The organism is Campylobacter concisus, assembly GCF_902460675.1.
Taxonomy (GTDB): Bacteria; Campylobacterota; Campylobacteria; order Campylobacterales; family Campylobacteraceae; genus Campylobacter_A; species Campylobacter_A concisus_AJ.
Map to the genome: position 1 here is coordinate 438,641 of NZ_CABPUQ010000001.1, position 19,753 is coordinate 458,393.

Genomic DNA, 19,753 nt, shown 5'->3' on the forward strand with positions numbered 1-19,753 from the left:
TTTTAGCCCCTTTAATCTTAAGGGTTTGAAATGAAAAATGCGTTTTTAAAATGTTCGCTACTTCTTAGCCTAAGCGTGGCTAGCATCTTGGCAAATGTCGATACAAACGACTCTTACGCCATAGGCGCAACAAGCGGTGGATATGTTTTAAAAGGACTGCTAGATCAAAAGCAACTAGGTGTTGGCTATGACGCTGATGCAGTGATAAAAGGCTTTAGCGACGCGCTAAAGAGCGAGCTAAAACTAAGTGATGACGAGATAGCAAAGCTACTAAACAAAAGAGCTGAAAGCTTAGATAAGATAGTAAAAGAAAAAGAGGCTGCCAAGCTAAAAGAGAATTTAGCCCAAGGCAAAGCCTATATGGAAAAAAATGCAAAAAATAAAAATGTAAAAACAACAAAATCAAATTTACAATATGAGATCATAAAAAGTAGCTCAAAAGGGGCTATTCCAAAGCCTGAGAGCATCATCATAGTAAATTATAAAGCAAGCTTTGCTGGTGGCAAGGTCTTTGACGAGACAAAAGAGGCTCCAGCTCATCTTTCGATGCTAAATTTGATCCCTGGACTTGAAGAGGGTCTAATGCTTATGAAAGAGGGAGAGAAGTTTAAATTTGTCATCCCGCCTGAGCTTGCATACGGCGATAGCGGCATGGAGGGGATACCTGGAGGCGAGACTATCGTTTTTGAGATAGAGCTTATTAAGGTCTTAAAGCCTGGCGAACTAGCTGAGGCGGCAAGAAAAATTCATGAAAAAGAGCAAAATGAGGGCATTAAAAAGCCTCATTAAGGCATAAATGGAGTTAAAAATGCAAAATCAAAATAGCAGAAGAGCCTTCTTTAAACGCATGGCAGTTGTGGCTGCTGGTGCTAGCGTGGCAAGTAGTGGTTTTGCTTTTAAGAGTGAAGAGAGTGCGAAAAAACCACATTTTGGCATGATATTTGACCAAAACAAATGCGTTGGCTGCACGGACTGTGAAGTGGCATGCAAAAAGGTAAATTTAGTCCCAAAAGGACAGATGAGACTTTTTGTAGAGGATAAGACTGATCCAAAGAATTTGCTTGATAAAAGATATGTAAGAGTGTCTTGTCAGCAGTGTGAGGATGCGCCTTGCGTGGCTGTTTGCCCAACAAAAGCCTGTCACAAGGACATAAAAACTGGCATCCAAACTACAAATATAGATGACTGCATCGCCTGTAAATACTGCATCGTAGCCTGTCCTTACGACGTGAGATATATCGATAAGTTTAGTCACTCAGCCCAAAGCTGTAACTTCTGCATAGATACAAATTTAAAGGATAAAAAAGATCCAGCCTGCGTTGAGGCATGCAGATATGAGGCTTTGGTATTTGGCGATTTAAACGATGAGAGCTCACACATTAGCCAGTTACTAGCTGTCAAAGATAGCATAAGGCTAAGAGCAGAACTTGGCACAAAACCAAGCCTTAGATATATTCCTAAAGTAAAAGCGGGGGTGTAAGATGGATGGTGCATTAAATTTCACTGCGACATTTTCGCACGGAGTTGAGTGGGGCTGGCCGATCGCTGTTTATCTTCTGCTAGCTGGTATGAGTGGCGGAGCGCTAATAGCTGCCATACTTCTAAAGCACTACAAAAGGCAAGAGAGCTTTAGCCCATTTTTCAAGGCTGCTTCGCTTTTAGCCTTTGTTAGCATCATGCTTGGTATGGTTTGCTTGATAGCTGACCTTGAAAAGCCACTTTTGTTTTGGAAAATTTTGATTAATTACAACTTCACATCAGTTATGTCTATCGGTGTAGCCGGACTTTGTGTCTTTATACCGCTTAGCTTTTTGATGTGTCTATACGCCTTTGGCGCGGAGTTAAAGTCATTTTGTGGCTTTTTTGATGGCGTGATGAAAATTTTATTGCCACTTTATCCGCTCTTAAGTGCGCTTTGCCTGCTTTTTGCGGTTATCATTTGCGCATATACAGGCTTTTTGATCTCGGTGCTTATTAGATTTCCACTTTTAAACACCGCTGTTTTACCAGCGCTTTTCATAGCTTCAGGACTAAGTGCTGGCATAAGTGGTAGCAGCTTGATAGCGGCACTATTTTTCAAAGAAGATCCACACTCAAGCGACCTTGGCTCGCTTCATGGCGTGGAGTTTTACGTCTTATGCGCTGAAATTTTACTCATTTTAATGCTTTTTGTCTCGCTTTTGCTTGGTTCAAGCTATCAGCAAGGCGCGGCAGTTGCATTTTATAGTGGAATTTGGGCAAATTTCTTTTGGCTTGGGGTTGTTTTAGTTGGCTTTGTCTTGCCTCTTGTTTTAAATTTCGCACTTGGCAAGATGAAATTTAGCTTCTACCTTGGCTCATTTGCAGCAGTCGTTGGCGTTTTATTGCTTAGGGTTTTTATACTTTATGCAGGACAGACTTATAGCATTTAAGGCTTAAGGGCAGGTGATGAAAATTTTAAATATTTATCGCTTGTCTTTAATATTATTATTTATCCTTGCTTTTGGTGCAGGGGCGGCGACCTTTTTGGAAAATTTTTATGACACACAGACGGCTAGAGTGCTTGTTTATGAAGCGCTCTGGTACGAGTGCGTCATGGCAGCTTGTGCCATTTGCTTAGCCATTAGCATCGTAAAAACCAAGATGTATAAGAAATTTGGCGCATTTTTGATACATCTTGCTTTTATTGTTATCTTCATCGGTGCTGCGCTTACAAGATACTTTGGCGAAGAGGGTGTATTGCATCTTAGAGTGGGCGAGAGCGGCAACTATATGCAAAGTACAAAGCCATATTTGAGAGTGCAAATTTCAAATGAAAGTTTTGAATATCCACTAAGACTTAGTCTGCTTGACAAAAACGACTTTCGCTTTAAAAAAGATATAAATGGCAAAGAATTTGATATAAAGATAACTGGCTACAAAAAAGATGAGAAAAACGCTCCAGCCACGCTTAGCATAGAGGCTGGCTTTGCTAATGAAAAGAGCAAAACCGCCAAGCTAAAAGGTGGCGCTGGATATGATCTTGAGCCTAGCATTTTAAGCTTTGACGGGCAAGAGGCGAAATTTTACTTTAGCTCACGAGCGATAAATTTACCTTTTTCGCTAAAACTTGAGGAATTTATCCTAGAGCGCTACGCAGGGCTAAATAGCCCATCATCTTACACGAGCAAAGTAAGCATCGCAGGCAGCGAGCATGAAATTTCGCTAAATCACCCACTTACGCTGGACGGGTATAAAATTTTTCAGTCATCATACGACGCTGACGAGCTTGGAAGCGCCTTTGAGATCAGCTTTGATCCTGGTAAAGTGCCAACTTACATCGGATATTTTCTGCTTTGTCTTGGCTTTGTGGGAAATTTATTTAGCAAAAAGAGCCGATTTTTTAGACTTTGTAACTTCATAAAAGGCACTCAGTTTGCATTTTTAGCCCTGCTTTTACTAAATGCCACGCCAAATTTTGCAAGCGATGAAGCCATAAATTTTAAAGCTCATGCAGATAAATTTGCCAAAATTTTAGTTCAAACTGATAGCAGGATCGCCCCAGCTAGCTCTTACACAAGGGCAGTAATAAGCAAAATTTCAACCAAAACTACGCTATTTGGGCTTAGTAGTGATGAGCTCATGCTCTCTTTTGCCATCTCGCCACAAGAGTGGATGGATAAAAGGATGGTAAAGATCACAAGTGAGCGTGTGGGCGAGCTTCTTGGAGTTGGTGAGAAATTTGCTAGCTTTAATGACGTTTTTAACGAAAATGGCGAGTATAAGCTGGCTAAATTTGTAGAGGCTGCAAATGAAAAATCCGCCTCAAAAAGAGATAAATTTGATAACGACGTCATTAAATTTGACGAGAGGCTAAATGTCTTATACCTTGCGCTAAAGGGCGAAATTTTAAAATTTATCCCCGCTAAAAATGGTGATACTATCACGTGGCTAGGCGTAAATGAAGCCTTTAGCAAAGATGAAATTTCAAACGAGTTTAAAAGCGTTTTAGGCGCTTACATAGAAAATTTAAGCCTTTGCGTAAAAAGTGGCGAGTGTGCGGGCGCCAATAGAAGCTTGGAGCAAATATCAAGCTATCAAAGAAGCACTCTAGGCTCTCTTGCGCCAAGCGAGGCAAAGGTCGGCCTTGAAGTGCTTTATAACCAAATGGAGATATTTAAATTTCTTATCTATTTTTACATAATCCTAGCTCTTGCTTCGCTCGCTCTTGGCTTTTATAGGCTATTTTTTGGGAGGAAATTTAGATTTGAAAGAGCGATTAGCCTTGCGTTTTTTACTGCGTTTATAGTGCATGCTCTAAATTTAGCCCTACGCGCCTACATCTCAGGTCACGCACCTTGGAGTGATGCTTATGAGAGTTTGGTCTATATCTCGCTTATAAGCGTGCTAGCTGGAGTGCTATTTTTCAAGCATCAAAGCTTCGCACTAGGCGCTGCTTCGCTCTTTGCAAGTGTTAGCTTGCTGGTTGCTCATCTAAATTTTATAAACCCTCAGATAACAAATTTAGTCCCAGTTTTAAAGTCATTTTGGCTTAGCGTGCATGTAAGCGTCATCACAGCAAGCTACGGCTTTTTGGGCTTTGGCTTTGTGCTAGGGCTTGTGGGACTTATATTGATGGCTCTAAAAAATGACAAAAATGAGCAAAAACTTAGCGAGCAGATAAGATACCTCGCCGCCACCGACGAGCTAAGCCTCATCATAGGTCTTAGCTTGCTAACTATCGGAAATTTCTTAGGCGGCGTCTGGGCGAATGAGAGCTGGGGCAGATACTGGGGCTGGGACAGCAAAGAGAGCTGGTCATACATCACGATCATCGTCTATGCCATAGTGCTTCACTTAAGATTTATACCAAAGCTAAAGGGCGTTTTCGCCTTTTTAACAGCTAGCGTGCTATCATTTGCTTCGGTACTTTTTACATATTTTGGAGTAAATTTCTACCTTAGTGGGCTTCACTCATACGCAAATGGTGAGAGCTTTGGCATCTCAGGGCTAATATACTTGATCTTAGCGGCTCTTGCCTTGCTGATCGCCCTAGCTTATCGTGGCAGAGATATAAAAGTAGTTTAGGAGATATGATGAAGAGTTTGGTTTTACTGGCTGCTAGTTTGTGCGTTTTAAATGCTGGCTACATCAAAGAGGCTTTAAACGCAAAAGATGACCACAACAAACTAGCGCAAATTTATGAAGATGCTTGCGACAAAGAGAAAAAGGCATCAGGCTGCTACAACCTAGCTGTGCTTTACAGCAGGGGTGATGGCAACGTCAAAAAGGACGAGGCAAAGGCGGCTATGCTTTATGAAAAGGCTTGCTATCAAAATTTCTCTATGGCTTGCAGCAACCTTGGCTATGTATATGAAAAGGGCAAAGGCGTAGAAAAAGACCTAGCAAAAGCAGTTAAATTTTATGAAAAAGCATGCAGCGACAACGAAGGCTGCACCGAGCTTGGCTTGCTTTATGCAAATGGCACTGGCGTGAGAAAAGATCTAAAAAAGGCAAAAGAGCTCTATGAAAAGGCTTGCAAAGCAGGTGATGGCATGGGATGTAGCAACCTTGGCTACCTATACGCTCAGGGCGAGGGCGTCGAGAAAGACTACGCAAAAGCTAAAACATACTACGAAATGGCCTGCGCAAACGAAGCTGGCATAGGATGTGACAACCTTGGCTTTTTATATGTTTATGGGCAAGGCGTTGATCAAAACCTTACAAAAGCGACAAAGCTTTACGAGCAAGCGTGCATATACGCCTATGAAAAGGGCTGCAACAACTACGCTATCATGCTAGCTGAGGGCAAAGGCGTGAAAGAAGATGTGGAAAAAGCACGTGAAATTTTCACTAAAAGCTGTAAAAATGGCCTAAAAGAGGCGTGCGAGAATTTGGAAATTTTAGGAAAGCATTGATGAGTTTTAAAAACTGGGGCAATAAAGAGGCAAGCCTTGAAGCGCTATATCTGCTTGATAACGCTTTGACGGAGCCTGATGAGGAGCACTTAAGGCTCATTTCTAAAAAAGAGGATGAAAATAGCCTAAGATACGTGGTAGATAACGGGCAGGGCGATTTGCTAGATGTGATATTTACGCGTGAAGCGGTGCTTGTTAGAGGGTTTGATCATGAAAATGAGCTAAATTCGCTAAGTGCTGGCAAAAGCGTGATAGAGCAAATTTATAGTGGCGAGGCTGCTAAATTTCGCTCTTACTTCTTGCCAGATGAGATAGAGCAGACGACCTTTTTTATCTGGTATGACGGGGTGGAGCATCAAAATTTAGTCGGTGGCAACAACGGTGGACGCTGGCTGCTTGGGTATGCATTTGATGAGTTTGATAAATTTAGCGAGTTTGTAAAGGGCTGTTACGAGATAGAATTTGATGATGAGATGTTAAAAAAGCTCTATGAAAAGGGCGAGTTAGAAAAAGAGAAACTAAAGGAGATAAGATGAAATTTATAGCTTTATTGTTTGGCGCAGTTTTTGCCTTGTGGGCTGGAAATTTGACGAGTGAGGCAAACATAAACGCCTATAAAGGGGCAAAAGAGCGCATCGAGCTACCAAAGGATGCAAGATGTGCGGTGTGTGGCATGCCTATAAAAAACAAGCAGTGGGCGACGCTTATCAAAGCTGGTGGCAAGGATTATTACTTTGACGGCGTAAAAGATATGGCGCACTTTTACTTTGCAGACGAGGTGGCGAAAGAAGCTTATGTGAGTGATTATTACACGCTTGAAAAGCTTGATGCAAAAGAGGCGTTTTACGTTCATGGCTCAAACGTTTTTGGACCGATGGGCGAGGAGTTTATCCCGTTTAAAGACGAAGCAAAGGCAAATAGCTTTATGAAAGATCACGCTGGCAAAGGTGTCATAAAATTTGACGAGATAAAGACATTTATCGGTAAATAAAGTGAAATTTCTGGCATTTTTGGCGTTATTTTTTGGACTCTCTTATACGCTTTTAGCGGCGCACTACCTTAGCTTTGACCACAAAGCAAAGCAAGATGAGCTAAGAGAAATTTCAAAGATAACAAGGGCAAATTTAGCTTCTAGCTTTAGTCTAAAAGAGCAAAAGGACTTTGTCTATGATAAGTAGAAATTTCATAAACTACGCTGTGATCCTGCTTTTTAAAGACAAAAAGGATCATCTCTTTAGCTTTTGCCTCTTTGCGCTCATTATCTTTGTGCTAAGCTCGGTGCTTTTCATCTCTGGCTCTATCCAGCATGATCTCATAAGCTTAGTAAAAGATAGATCAAGCATCGTTGTTAGCGCCTTTCGTGCTGGTAAAAACGACCTTATGCACCCTGGCTACATCTACGATATCTCAAAGATCGATGGCGTGGCCGATGTTAGAGGCGTGGCGGATGGAGAGTACTACTTCGTGCAAAAGCGCGTCTGGTTTCATCTATATGAGGATGATAGCTTGAAAGAGGACGAGATGATCGTTGGCGAGGGCGTAAAAGCTGCTATGAACGAGCTTTATTACGATGAGAGCTTTAACTTCTTAACAGAAGAGCGCATGATACCAGTAAAGATAGTAAAAACCATGCCAAAACAAAGCGCTCTTATCTCAAATAACGCGATATTTTTGCATCCAAAAACGCTAAGGGCTATTTTAAATTTAAAAGATGAAGAATACACAAAGCTCTATGTCGATGTGCCAAATAGCGAAGAGATCAGTCAAGTGGCTTTAAAGATAGAGAATTTATATCCAAACTCATTTGCCATTAGCATAGAAGACGAGGTAGCAAACATTAGGCATCTTTACTACTATAAGGGCGGAATTTTTATGAGCATCTATGTTAGCGTTATGCTAATATTTTTCGTTCTACTTAAAAATCAAATTTCACTTGCTTATGGCAACAAAAAGCGTGAGATAGCCATTTTGCGAAGTATCGGCTTTAGTATAAAAGAGATCATATTTTTAAAATTTATACAAAATTTCATCGTTAGCGTTAGCGCCTTTTTGCTTGGCGTTATGTTAGCTTACCTCTTTGTATTTGTTCTAAATGCTCCATTTTTAAAGGGGATATTTTTAGGTGATGAGCTTTTAAATTTTACAAATTTCACGCCTATTTTGGAGTTTGATAAGCTCTTTTTGATCTTTGTCTTTGGCGTCATACCATTTTTGGCATTTGTGCTTATCCCATCGTGGCGTGTGGCGTGTGGCGACATAAATGAGGGGCTAAAATGATAAATATAAGAGGCGTTAGCCTAGTCTATAACCAAGGCAAACAAAATGAGTTTTGCGCTCTAAAAAATATAAATTTAGATGTTAGTAACGGCGAGTTAGTGATACTAAAAGGCGTTAGCGGAAGTGGCAAAAGCACCCTACTCTCGCTCATAGCCCTACTTCAAAAGCCAACTAGCGGAGAGATTTTGATAGACGGCACTAACATCGCAAAGCTGCCTGACGCATTTTGCTCAGAGTTTAGACACAAAAGGCTTGGGCTTGTCTTTCAAAATTTTAACCTCATCGAGGGCTTAAGCGTCTATGAAAATTTGTTAGCTCCGTTTGCTCTAACAAATTTTAAGGCAAATGTGCGTGAAGAGATGATAAAAAAGGCTCTTGAGCTTGCAAATATCTCACACAAAAGAGATGAAAATGTATCAAATTTAAGCGGTGGCGAGCGCCAAAGATGTGCGGTGGCTAGGGCTTTGTCAATGGACGCTGATATCATTTTGGCTGATGAGCCAACGGCAAATTTAGATAGGCAAAATGCGCGTGCATTTTTAGGATTACTAGAGTCTTTTAAAGCTCTAAAAAAGAGTGTTATTGTAGCCACTCACGATAGCATTTTTGACGAGCTGGGTGCCACAGATAGGACTCTTAGCCTACAAAACGGAGAGATAGTATGAGCGTATTTTTATCAAACGCCGTTATCGCCTTTTTGTTAGCGGAGTTTGTGCTGTTAGTTTTGATGAGCATTTCGCTATTTTACGTCGTAAGGATCGTGAAGTCGTGGGACTATAACGCGCTAACATCGCTTCAATACTCCCTTGAAAAGCAAAACTACCTTGTAAATACGATATTGCTCTTTAGCGTCTGCGCAAAGATTGTTTTGTTTATATTTTTCGCACTTTGTCTAAATGAGCTCTCTGACATCGTGCCAGGGGCTATGTGCTCAGCTGGCGTGATCGGCTCAAATAAATTTGGTGGCATCTTGATGCTCACTAAAATTTTGCTCATCTTTGGGCTTGGTATCTGGCTAGTTGTAAACAAGCTTGACTTGCAAGCTCTAAATTTCCCATATCTAAAGAAAAAATACGCCATTTTCATCTGCCTTTTTGTGATGATACTAATAGAGCTTGGCATAGAAATTTCGTTTTTTTATAACATCCCGCTAAAAGTGCCAGTCTTTTGCTGCTCTGTCACTTTTCAAGCTCCAAAGCTCCCTTTTGGCTATACAAATTTTGGCTTAGTGAGCGTATTTTTCGTGCTATTTTTTGCCATTTTGGCGCTAAATTTCTTAAAGCAAAGCATGGCAAGCTTTGTGGCAAATTTGCTATTTTTGGTGCTTAGCTACTACGCCATCACCTACTTTTTTGGTCTTTACGTTTATGAGCAGCCAAATCACAAGTGCCCATACTGCATGCTAAGAAGCAACTATTTTTACGTTGGCTACCTCATCTGGGGCAGTTTATTTTTGGGCGTTTTTTACGGCCTTATGCCATATCTTGTGGAGATCATCACAAAGACAAACTACTCGCACAAGCTTAAATTTTCATCGATCTGGCTGAGTGTTTGCGTGCTGATCTGCTCGCTTTACGTGCTCAAATACTATTTGTTAAGAGGATTTTTATTTTGATAAAGCAAATTTTTTCTCTTTGTTTGTTGGCTCTAGTCTTAGCTGTGCTTGCCTATAATGCCGACATAAGCGACGATAAAATTTTAGTTTCACATAGTGACAAATCAGAGCCGATCGAGGTGCTCACGTCAAATAAATATATATGTTATGAGAGTAGAACGCTCATCGCTGATAACAACGACACAGCCCAGGCGATCATGCCAAATGGCGACATCTACTTCTTTAACGACATCACAAATTCTTTCATCTGGTATATGGCGCAAAAGAGCAAAGATAAGATCAAGTTATATGTCTATTCAAGAGATACAAACCGCTACATCCCAGCGCAAAATGCCTGGTACTCGAGGGTTGATATTACGCCGATGGGATACGGCATAGGGGCGTATGAGTTTCACACTTACGGCATATGCGACAACTACTTTAAAGAGGTCTTGCTCTATGCAGCACGTGGCGAAACGCTGCTAAATCCATACATAAACATCCTACTTTCAGAAAATAAGATATAAATTTATGAAGCTCTAAATTTGCTAGAACCCTGTTGGATTATTTTTAGTATTAAAGGTCTTTTTCGTTTAACTTTTTATAAACGTCACACCCTGGTTGAAGCCCTAATTCGCAAGCTTTATAAAAATATTCTTTTGCTATGTGGTAGTCTTGTTTTGCGCCTTTGCCTTTTAGATAAAAAGCTCCTAAATTAAAACAACCGCGATTGTATCCATTATCGCAAGCTTTTTCATATAATTCTAGGGATTTACTGTAGTCTTGCTCTACACCTTGACCGTTTTCATATAAAATTCCTAAATTAGAGCAACTATCATTAACTCCATCGTCACAAGCTTGTTTGTATAGATCAGCCGCTCTATAATAGTCTTGTTTCACACCTTGGCCATTATTGTATGAAATTCCTAAGTTGTAACAACTCATACTGTATCTGTCATTGCAAGCTTTTTGCCATAATTGAGCTGCCTTATAATAGTCTTGCTCTACACCCAGACCATTTACATATAAAACTCCCAAATTGTGGTAGGCTTGGGCGATATTGCCATCGCAAGCTTTTTCATATAGTTTGATAGCTTTGGTATAGTCCTGCTCTACCCCTTGTCCTCTTTCATAAAAATTACCTAGATTATAGCAGCCATTAGCATATCCGCCATCACAAGCTTGTTTATATAGATTGGCCGCTTTATAGTAGTCCTGCTTTAGATATTTGCCTTCTTCGTATAAATTTCCTAAATTAAAACAACCTATAGCATTTTTACCGTCACAAGATTTATTGTATAGCTCTATGGCTTTGTTATAGTTTTGTTCTACACCTTGGTTTTTTATATATAAAACACCTAGATTGGAACAGCTTAGTGCATGTCCATTATTGCAAGCTTCCTCGTATAATCTAGCCGCCTTATTGTGGTCTTGCTCTACACCTTGACCATCCTCATATAAAAGCCCTAAATTATAACAACCAATACTATATTTGGCATCACAAACTTTTTGCCACAATTGAGCAGTTTTATAGTAGTCTTGTGTAGTGCCTTGACCGTTATAGTATAAAAATCCTAAGTTATAACAAGCTTGAATAATTTCACCATTACAAGCCTTTTCGTATAATTTAGCTGCTTTATTGTAGTCTTGTTTTACACCCTGGCCATTTATATACAAAAGTCCTAAATTATAGCAATTGCCATTATTTCCATCATTACAAGTTTTAGTAAATATCTCGACTGCTTTGTTGTAGTCACCTTTGCTGTAAGCCTCAAGTCCAAGTTCTACTAGATCCTTGGAGAATCCAATAGTTAGTAAGATTGTGTATAAAAGAACAGCCTTTTTCATTTTTTCTCCATTTTTGTAAATTTGTAGTTATTGTGGTTTGGCTTGCCTCTTTGTTAGAGAAACAAGCCTGATGTTAGTATCTAACGTTATTAACTTTTAAAAAGTCTCTTAGGTCTTCGTATTCGCTGTTTTCAAAGTAGCGCCATTTGCCAGGCTTTAGCATATCAAGACTAACGCGCCCAAAACTAACACGTTTTAGATCCATCACTTCAAGGTCAAAGTAGCCAAAGAAGCGGCGAAGCTCCCTATTTTGACCCTCATTTATGATGACCTTTAGTTTTGTATAGCCACCACTTGAGCCAAAGACTTTGTAGGCTAGAAATGGCTTAAATTCCATTGATTTTATAGTAGTTTTTGCGTGAGCGCCTTTGGTGGCGTCCTTGGCAAAAAAGCCATTTGTCATTGCCTCTATCACCTCTTTTGTCACCTCACCTTTTACCTTTAGGTAGTATTCGCGCTCTAAGTCGCTATTCATTAGCGCTGTGGCGATCGCTGGGGCGTCAGTTAGTAAAAGTAGCCCCTCGCTTGCGTAGTCTAAGCGTCCCACACTAACAAATTTGGCAAATTTCTTATCTAATGTGTCGTAGATCGTCTTTCGTCCGCGGTCATCTTTTTTACTAACTAGCTCGCCCTTTTGTTTGTGATAAACGATAACGGTAAATTCTTTTTTTAGCTTTATCAAACGCCCATTTATGCGCACTTTATCATCTTCATCCACACTTGTAGCAAGGTCGCTAACCACACGCCCTGCTATGCTAACCTTGCCAGCTTTTATCAGCTCATCTGCCTCACGGCGTGAGTAGTTTGTGTTATGTGAGATAAATTTATTTAGTCTTGTTTTTTCCATTTTATAGTCCTAAATTTGCAAGGTCATGGATGTGTAAAACACCCACAGGCACGCCATTTTCTACGACAGCTAGAAGCTGAATTTTATACTTTTCTATGAGGGCTAACGCATCTACGGCTAACATCTCTTTGTCGTTTATCTCTTTTGGATGCAAGGTTGCAAATTTTATCGCTGGCTCTTCTAGGTCAAAGTCCTCTCGCATAAGTGCACGTCTAAGGTCACCGTCGCTTAAAATAGCATCTAACACACCATCTTTATCGACGATTAGGACTGTGCCAAGTTTACCGTGTGTCATAGTATCGATTGCTTTTTCTAGGCTCGCATTCCAGCGAACTATCGGTAAATTTTCGCTTCTCATCACATCTTTGACCTTTAAAAATAGCCTCTTTCCAAGGCTACCACCTGGATGAAAATTTGCAAAGTCCTCTTTTTTAAAGCCTCGCCTTTGCATCAAACAAACAGCCAACGCATCGCCAAGAGCTAGCGTTAGTGTGGTTGATGCTGTTGGAGCGGCATTTAGTGGGCAGGCCTCTTTCTCTACATCTATGCTAATAAATGCATCGCTAAATTTACCAAGCGAGCTTGTTTTACTTCTTGCCATTGCGACGATCTTTACGCCAAAGCGCTTTACGTGAGGTAAAATTTTTATAAGCTCATCGCTTTCGCCACTAAAGCTAATGGCTAACAAAACATCGTCCTTTTCTATCATGCCTAGATCTCCATGCATGGCCTCTGTCGGATGTAAGAAAAAGCTTGGCGTGCCAGTACTTGCAAGCGTAGCAGCGATCTTTGCACCTACATGACCGCTCTTGCCTACGCCTGTGACTATGACCTTGCCCTTTGCGTTATATATCAAATTTACAGCATCTTCTATCTCTACGCTTTTAGCGTGTCTTAAAAGCTCGTTTGCTTCTATCTCTAAGACTCTAGCGGCGATTTGGTTCATTGTCTGCATAAATTTCCCTTACATTAGATAGATGATCGGCACGATAGTTGGGTACTTTTTGACCTTTCTAAAGATGTGCTTTCTGATCACTTGACGCACTTGTGACTCGAGTAGTCTGCTATCTTTCAAAAGCTCCTCTTTGACGTTGCTTAGGTATTGTTCTAGCACGCCCTCCATCTCTTTTCTAAACTCAGCGTCTTGCTTGTCACCCACAAGGCCGTAGCTGATGACGCGAGGCTTGTTGATGAGTTTTGCGCCGTGACGTGAAATTTGAGCAATTATCATGACGACACCTGCTTCAGCGAGATTTTGTCTGTCGATCACGACGTCGTCTGCTATCTGTTTATTTATTTGATTATCTATGAAGACTTTACCAGTTTTTACAGTTTTTACACGTTTTAGGTACTTTTGACAAACCTCCATCTGATCGCCGTCGCTCATTAGATAGATATTTCTCTCATCCACACCACAGCTAATGGCCGTCTCTTTGTGCTTTGCGATGTGGTTGTACTCGCCATGCACCGGCAAGAAAAATTTTGGTTTTATGAGGCGAAGCATCAGCTTTTGCTCTTCTTGCGCTGCGTGGCCGCTGACGTGGATCTCGCTAAAGTCTTGATAAGCGACGCTCGCACCTGATTTTAGTAAGAAATTTAGCACCGTTGAGACGCTGTTTTCGTTGCCGGGGATCGCTTTTGAGCTGATTATGATCTGATCGGTCGGCTTTATCTTTATATATTTGTGCTCATCTGTCGCCATGCGGTAAAGCGCACTCATAGTCTCACCCTGAGAGCCAGTAGTTACGATAAGCACCTCGTCATCTTTAAATTTACCAACCTCGTTTGCATCGATAAAAATTTTCTTATCGAGCTTGATGTAGCCAAGCTCCATAGCAGTGTATAAATTTCTCTCCATTGATCTGCCGATGACACAGACTTTGCGGTTGTATTTTAAGCCCCACTCGATCGCTTGATAGACGCGGTGGATGTTTGAGCTAAATGTGCTCATTATGACGCGGCCTTTTGCTTTTGAAAATATCGCGTCAAAGGTCTTGCCAACGCTGCTTTCGCTCTTCGTAAAGCCCTCTTTGTAGCTGTTTGTGCTATCGCTTAATAGACAAAGCACGCCACGCTCGCCATAATACGCTAGTCTGCCAAGGTCTGTTGGGTAGCCATCTATCGGCGTGTGGTCGATCTTGAAGTCGCCTGTGTGGATGATAGTGCCAGCCTTTGTCGTGATCGCAAGTGCTGAGGCGTCGATGATAGAGTGAGTTATATGTATCCACTCGACCTCAAAGTCACCTATGAGATATGGTTTTCTTTTTTCGACTGATCTAAAGAGTGAGCGCTCTTGTTTTAGTCCGTGCTCTTCAAATTTATTATTTATCATGCCAAGCGGTAACGGTGTGGCGTAGATAGGAAATTTAAACTCTTTGTAAAAATAAGGCACCGCGCCGATGTGATCCTCATGTGCGTGCGTGATGATGACGCCTTTTATCTTATCTTTTATCTTGCGAACGTAGTCAAAGTCTGGGATGAGGATATCCACGCCGTGCATGCTCTCGCTTGGAAAGCTCATGCCGATATCAACGATGATAGCGCTAGTTTCGGTCTCAAAGACGGTCATATTGCCGCCGATCTCACCAAGACCGCCAAGTGGCGTTATGCGAATTTTATGCTCGCTTGAGTTTAGATATTTTAGTGGCTCAAGTCTTAGCTCATGAGTGGCTTTGTTTGCCTCCATTGCGCTTGCGATGTCTTGTTGCCACTGCTCGTTGCCATTTAGCTTTGCTGGTAAATTTTTCTTTGGTTTTTTAGCCTTTTTTGGCTTCTCTTTTTGCTCTTTTGCCTCATTTTTAGCTTCAGCTTTTGGCTCTTGTTTTGGCTTTTCTTTTTGCTGTTTTTGCTCTTTTGGCTTATTGTTTTCGCCAGTTTTGTTTTGATTTTTGTTATTTCTTTGCTTTTTTGGGCGAGGATTTTGACTCTTTGGCTCGGCATGCGTTTTGGCTTCAGCCTGCTCTGCTGCAAAGAAGTTATCTATCACGCTTTTGCTTGCTAGTGATGTTTGCTCGGTAGTTTCGCCCTCTTGTTTTGGCTTGTTTTTTGGTCTAAATCTTCGTCTTTTGTTGTTTTTGCTTTGGTTAGTTACAACTTTCTCTTCGTTTTTGTCGTTCATTATCTTCCTTTAATCTTTCAAATACTTTTAGATAAGAATCGACATCTAGTTCGTGTGGACGTAAATTTTGAGCTAAGCTTAGGTCTTCAAAAATTTCTTCTAACGCCTTTTTGTCAAAATTTGTGGATAAATTTTTCAAAAGCGTCTTTCTTGGCGAAGCAAACGCAGCTCTTAAAAATGCTTTAAAAGCCTCGTATTGTTTTGCATCTTTGAAAATCCCGTCTTTGCCAAAAATCTTTTTTGTTTTTTGTAGTTTGATGACTGAAGATGTGACCTTTGGAGGTGGGTTGAAAAGCTTTGCATCCACGTCAAACAAAAGCTCGCACCTGCCTTGTAGTGAAGCGAGGATCGATAAAGCGCTAAATTCTTTATCCTTGCTCTTTGCACTAAATTTAAGAGCAACCTCTTTTTGTATCATCACGATAAGCCCAAGGCATTTTTCGTCATCTATCGCATTTAGTATCATCTTCGTAGCAACGTAATAGGGCAAATTTGCGACTAAAAAGTAGTTCTGGCTACTTAGTCCGCCCTCTTGCTGCCACTGCTCTAAAGCATCTTTACAAAAAAGTTTTAATTGTCCATTTTGGATCTCATTTGCAAATTTGACCTTTAAAATTTGAAACAGCTCACAATCTATCTCAAAAGAGGTCGTCTTATAAATTTGCAAAAGTCTAAATGTCAAATCACCTAAGCCAGGCCCAATCTCAACGACGTTTTCTACGTCATTGGGTATCGCTTGGATGATCTTATCTAGTGTCGCTTTGTCTTGTAAAAAATTCTGTCCAAAGTGCTTTTTTGCCTTTATCATAGCCGCGATATTAGCCAAAAATTACTTATACAATGATTACAAGTTTAGTTTAATCATATATAAAATGGACTATAATCACTAAATAACAACAAAATAAGGCACAAATTTGAGTAGGGCAAATACCTTAAAATACTTTTTATTATCACAATATTTAGAGCCAAAAACCTTAGACGAACCAAAAAAGACAAATAGCAAATTTAAAAAATCAATGGACCTTGAGATAGCAAATTTCGATGAGAAATTTATGCAAATTTTAAGAGCATTTGACAGGTCGCTTTTAAAAAATGGTGTAGAAATTTCGATTTATGGCGGCATTTTTGAGACTGACTTGCTCGCCCTTGCGATATCAAAGCTAGCAAAGGTGAAATTTGAAAAAGAGCAAATTTTAGATGAGCTACGCTCTGAGCAAACGAGCTTTGAAAAGGCATTTTGTTATAAGCTTAAGCTCTCTGGGGATCTACTCTTTTGCAAAAATGAGCAAAATTTTGCTTTAAAAGATGCAAATTTAGATGATGAGTTAAGCCCATTTTTCACGCCAAACTCATCAAATGAGCTCTTTATCCCAACGGCTCCATGGGCGATGGTGCGCCTAAACCACTTAAAAGAGATCAGTCAAAATGACTTTAACAAAGAGTGCGAGCACATCAAGGATAAAATTTCTATCCATAAAGAGAAAATGAGGCTTAGCGACTATGTCAAAGCAGCCCATGAGGAGCTAAAAAGCTCGCTAAAGACGCCATTTTGCAAAGATGTGATCAGGCTTGAAGTAAGGATTGCTGACCCAAATTTTAAAGAGAACGACGCACTTTTAAATAGTTTTTTTATAGATGATATAAATTTGCTTATCAAATTTTACGAGTCAGGCAGGACGCACGAGCTGACGGATCAGTTTTTAGACGAGGGCGGTGAGAATAAATTTGAGAGGCTTGATGTTAGAGATGAGCTAAATCAAAGGGCTGTTAGGGACTTTTTTAAGGCTGAGCGCTACCCAAGATCGGCTTTTGCGAGTGATTTTGCACTAAATTTCTCACAGCAAATGGCGCTAAATAACATCATAGAGAAATTTAAAGAAGGCAACGGCGGGACTTATAGCGTAAATGGCGCTCCAGGCACGGGGAAAACGACGCTTTTAAAGGACGTGATGGCTGAAGTGGTGACGCTTAGGGCGATGAAGCTCGCGCAAATGAGCAGACATGATATCTTTGAGCCAGTTTATGACAGTGATGAAAAGGCGCTTTATTTTAGGCTAAATGACGAGCTTCAAGGCTACGAGATGGTCGTTAGCTCTTGCAACAATGGCGCGGTTGAGATTTTGAGCAAGGAGCTAAGCCAGTTAAAGAGCATAGGGGATTATGCGGGTGAGATTGATTATTTTAAATTTATAGCCACAAGGCTGCTCTCGGCTGATGAAAAGACTGAATTTGGCGAGAAGTCCTTTATCTCAAAGCCGGCTTGGGGGCTATTTTGCGTGGCGCTTGGCTCAAAGCAAAACAAGTCAAATTTCGTTTTTAACGCAATTAATGGCGTAAAGATCGAGGCTACTCACAGCCAGTATGACAAGATCACAAAAGAGTATGGCGAATTTTTGGAGCAAGATGGCTTTTTGATGGGGCTTGGCAAATATCTGGCAGTTGGCGAAGGGATTGATGATTTTGACGAAGCGAAGGAGAAATTTAATCTCGCACTTCACGAGGTAAATTTACTTTTTAGCGAGATCAGGATCAAAGAAGAGGAGCTAAAGAGCCTAAAAAGTGAGCTAGCTGATGTTGATAGAAGGCTTGAGAGCTATAACTCAGCCAAGCATATAGAGGAGCTTTTATCTCCGCTTGAGAGCGAATTTGCTAGCGTTAGTGGCGAGCTTGAAGATAAAAAGGCGGAGGCAGAGGAGCTAACAAGAGTTGTTAGTCAAAATGAGGCCTTGCAGGACTATCTAAATTTACCGCAAAAGCCAGCCTTTTTTGCCTTTCAGCAAATTTTTAAGACAGAGGCCTTTGAAAAGTATAATGACGAGGCGCTAAAGGTCGGCGAGATAAACCGCCAGATAGCCGAGCAAAATTTAAAAGCTAGCAAGCAAAATGGCGAGAGCAAAGAGAAAAACGAGGCAAGGCTAAATGAGCTAAAAAGCGAGATAGCAGGGCTTGAGAGCAGGGTAGCAGAGCTTGGCACTAAGATAAATCTTTACAAAAGGCTGCAAAGTGACTTTGCTAGACGCCAAAAGATACTTGGCAGGAGCGAGGAGCTAGATATCTTTCTAAACGGCAGCTTTAGCGAGAGTAATGACGAAATGCAAAAGAGTATGCCATTTATGATGGAATTTGGCATAGACAAAAAATTTCACAAGACAAAGCTTTTTAGAGCTAGGATAGAGCTTTTTAAAGAGGCGCTAAATTTGCATAAGGCAGCGATATTTGCTTGCAAAGAGGCTGTTAGGACAAATTTACGTGCTCTTAGCGTTATCTTTAACGATGAAAAGATGGCTGAGAAAAACGGCCTTGACGCAAAACATAGACGTGAGATCATCAAGGGTTTATTTTTGCTAACGCCAGTTGTTAGCTCGACTTTTGCCTCGTTTAATAACACTTTTAAAGATCTTTTAAATGGCGATATAGGCATGCTTTTGATAGACGAAGCAGGGCAGGCAAATTTGACTAACGCGTTAGGCGCACTACTTCGCTCAAAGATGGCTGTCGTGGTCGGCGATCCGCTTCAGCTTGAGCCTGTCGTAACACTACCTGTTAGTTTAAATAACGCGATCCTTAGCTACTGCGAGGCAAAAGATGAGTTTAACTTGCTTAAGTCCTCTGTGCAGCTAAGAGCCGACAAAGCGCAAAAGATCGGCACATATATAAAAGGTAGCGGCGAGAGTATCTGGGTCGGCTCGCCACTCATTGTGCATAGAAGGTGCGCTAACCCTATGTTTGAGATCTCAAACGAGACTACATACGACGATATGATGATACTTGGGCGAGATAAGGCTAGTAAATTTGCAAACACTAACGTGCAAACAAAGTGGATAGACGTTAGCTCTGGGGAGTGGATAGGCAACTACAACAAAGCCGAGGGTGAGGTGGTTAAAGAGCTTTTGGCGGGCGAGCTAGCTAGTCAGAATTATAACATCAGGATAATAACGCCATTTAAAGATGTTTGTAGAAATTTAAAAGGTGCTGGCACTATCCACACTATGCAGGGCAAAGAGGCCGATGTTATCGTCTTTGTGTTAGGTGGGGCTACAAAGGGTGCTAGAGCGTGGGCCGCTAGTAAGCCAAACCTGCTAAACGTGGCGCTAACAAGGGCAAAAGAGGTTATTTATATAGTTGGAAACCGAGAAAATTGGGCGAGTTTGCCATATTTTGAGGTGGCAGCTAGAAAGATAGACAAAGGATAA

General features: G+C 40.9%; 18 protein-coding genes. 13 read left to right on the forward strand and 5 right to left on the reverse strand.

Annotated elements, in window-relative coordinates; genetic code table 11:
* The first annotated feature begins 30 nt into the window (after positions 1-30).
* From F3G88_RS02185 to F3G88_RS02240, 12 genes are read left to right on the forward strand one after another with little or no spacing between them, the layout of a single operon-like run.
* Entirely contained in the window at positions 31-789 is a 759-nt protein-coding gene (locus tag F3G88_RS02185) for an FKBP-type peptidyl-prolyl cis-trans isomerase (RefSeq protein ID WP_149715257.1), read from the forward strand.
* A 19-nt stretch (positions 790-808) separates the two neighbouring features.
* On the forward strand, positions 809-1,480 hold the full coding sequence (locus F3G88_RS02190; RefSeq protein WP_181000459.1) for a 4Fe-4S dicluster domain-containing protein: 672 nt from the start codon (positions 809-811) through the stop codon (positions 1,478-1,480).
* A gap of 1 nt (position 1,481) precedes the next feature.
* Positions 1,482-2,411, forward strand: a complete 930-nt coding sequence (gene nrfD, locus F3G88_RS02195; protein ID WP_149715258.1) for an NrfD/PsrC family molybdoenzyme membrane anchor subunit — start codon at positions 1,482-1,484, stop codon at positions 2,409-2,411.
* Positions 2,412-2,427: 16 nt separating this feature from the next.
* Positions 2,428-5,046, forward strand: coding sequence for a cytochrome c biogenesis protein (locus F3G88_RS02200; RefSeq protein ID WP_149715259.1), 2,619 nt, complete (start codon positions 2,428-2,430; stop codon positions 5,044-5,046).
* A gap of 8 nt (positions 5,047-5,054) precedes the next feature.
* Positions 5,055-5,876, forward strand: coding sequence for an SEL1-like repeat protein (locus F3G88_RS02205; protein WP_149715260.1), 822 nt, complete (start codon positions 5,055-5,057; stop codon positions 5,874-5,876).
* The gene (locus F3G88_RS02210; RefSeq protein WP_149715261.1) at positions 5,876-6,412 is read left to right on the forward strand and encodes a sensor histidine kinase; all 537 of its coding nucleotides are present in this window, start codon (positions 5,876-5,878) and stop codon (positions 6,410-6,412) included. The genes F3G88_RS02205 and F3G88_RS02210 overlap by 1 nt, the downstream gene beginning before the upstream one ends.
* A complete protein-coding gene (locus F3G88_RS02215; protein WP_149715262.1) occupies positions 6,409-6,867 on the forward strand; it encodes a nitrous oxide reductase accessory protein NosL in 459 nt (152 codons plus the stop codon). Before F3G88_RS02210 ends, F3G88_RS02215 begins: the two co-directional genes overlap by 4 nt.
* Position 6,868: 1 nt before the next feature.
* Positions 6,869-7,054 (forward strand): hypothetical protein, encoded by a 186-nt coding sequence (locus tag F3G88_RS02220; protein ID WP_149715263.1) that lies wholly within the window; start codon positions 6,869-6,871, stop codon positions 7,052-7,054.
* On the forward strand, positions 7,044-8,153 hold the full coding sequence (locus F3G88_RS02225; protein ID WP_149715264.1) for an ABC transporter permease: 1,110 nt from the start codon (positions 7,044-7,046) through the stop codon (positions 8,151-8,153). Before F3G88_RS02220 ends, F3G88_RS02225 begins: the two co-directional genes overlap by 11 nt.
* Positions 8,150-8,818 carry an ABC transporter ATP-binding protein gene (locus F3G88_RS02230; protein ID WP_149715265.1) on the forward strand — a complete coding sequence of 223 codons (669 nt, stop codon included), beginning with the start codon at positions 8,150-8,152 and terminating at the stop codon, positions 8,816-8,818. The genes F3G88_RS02225 and F3G88_RS02230 overlap by 4 nt, the downstream gene beginning before the upstream one ends.
* A complete protein-coding gene (locus tag F3G88_RS02235) occupies positions 8,815-9,768 on the forward strand; it encodes a hypothetical protein (RefSeq protein ID WP_149715266.1) in 954 nt (317 codons plus the stop codon). The genes F3G88_RS02230 and F3G88_RS02235 overlap by 4 nt, the downstream gene beginning before the upstream one ends.
* 26 nt (positions 9,769-9,794) lie before the next feature.
* Complete coding sequence (locus tag F3G88_RS02240) at positions 9,795-10,274, forward strand: hypothetical protein (protein WP_223228708.1); 480 nt, start codon at positions 9,795-9,797, stop codon at positions 10,272-10,274.
* Positions 10,275-10,323: 49 nt separating this feature from the next.
* On the opposite strand, the gene F3G88_RS02245 is transcribed toward F3G88_RS02240, so the two are convergent.
* From F3G88_RS02245 to rsmA, 5 genes are all read right to left on the reverse strand, one after another.
* Entirely contained in the window at positions 10,324-11,595 is a 1,272-nt protein-coding gene (locus F3G88_RS02245) for a tetratricopeptide repeat protein (RefSeq protein ID WP_087578076.1), read from the reverse strand.
* A gap of 73 nt (positions 11,596-11,668) precedes the next feature.
* Positions 11,669-12,442, reverse strand: a complete 774-nt coding sequence (locus F3G88_RS02250) for a pseudouridine synthase (RefSeq protein WP_009295179.1) — start codon at positions 12,440-12,442, stop codon at positions 11,669-11,671.
* Between the two features lies 1 nt (position 12,443).
* The gene (locus tag F3G88_RS02255) at positions 12,444-13,397 is read right to left on the reverse strand and encodes a KpsF/GutQ family sugar-phosphate isomerase (protein ID WP_148787025.1); all 954 of its coding nucleotides are present in this window, start codon (positions 13,395-13,397) and stop codon (positions 12,444-12,446) included.
* A 9-nt stretch (positions 13,398-13,406) separates the two neighbouring features.
* Positions 13,407-15,560 carry a ribonuclease J gene (locus F3G88_RS02260; RefSeq protein ID WP_180997058.1) on the reverse strand — a complete coding sequence of 718 codons (2,154 nt, stop codon included), beginning with the start codon at positions 15,558-15,560 and terminating at the stop codon, positions 13,407-13,409.
* Complete coding sequence (gene rsmA / locus F3G88_RS02265) at positions 15,526-16,368, reverse strand: 16S rRNA (adenine(1518)-N(6)/adenine(1519)-N(6))-dimethyltransferase RsmA (protein WP_149715929.1); 843 nt, start codon at positions 16,366-16,368, stop codon at positions 15,526-15,528. Before rsmA ends, F3G88_RS02260 begins: the two co-directional genes overlap by 35 nt.
* A 106-nt stretch (positions 16,369-16,474) precedes the next feature.
* Between rsmA and F3G88_RS02270 the strand changes: the two genes are divergently transcribed.
* A complete protein-coding gene (locus F3G88_RS02270; RefSeq protein WP_149715268.1) occupies positions 16,475-19,753 on the forward strand; it encodes a DEAD/DEAH box helicase in 3,279 nt (1,092 codons plus the stop codon).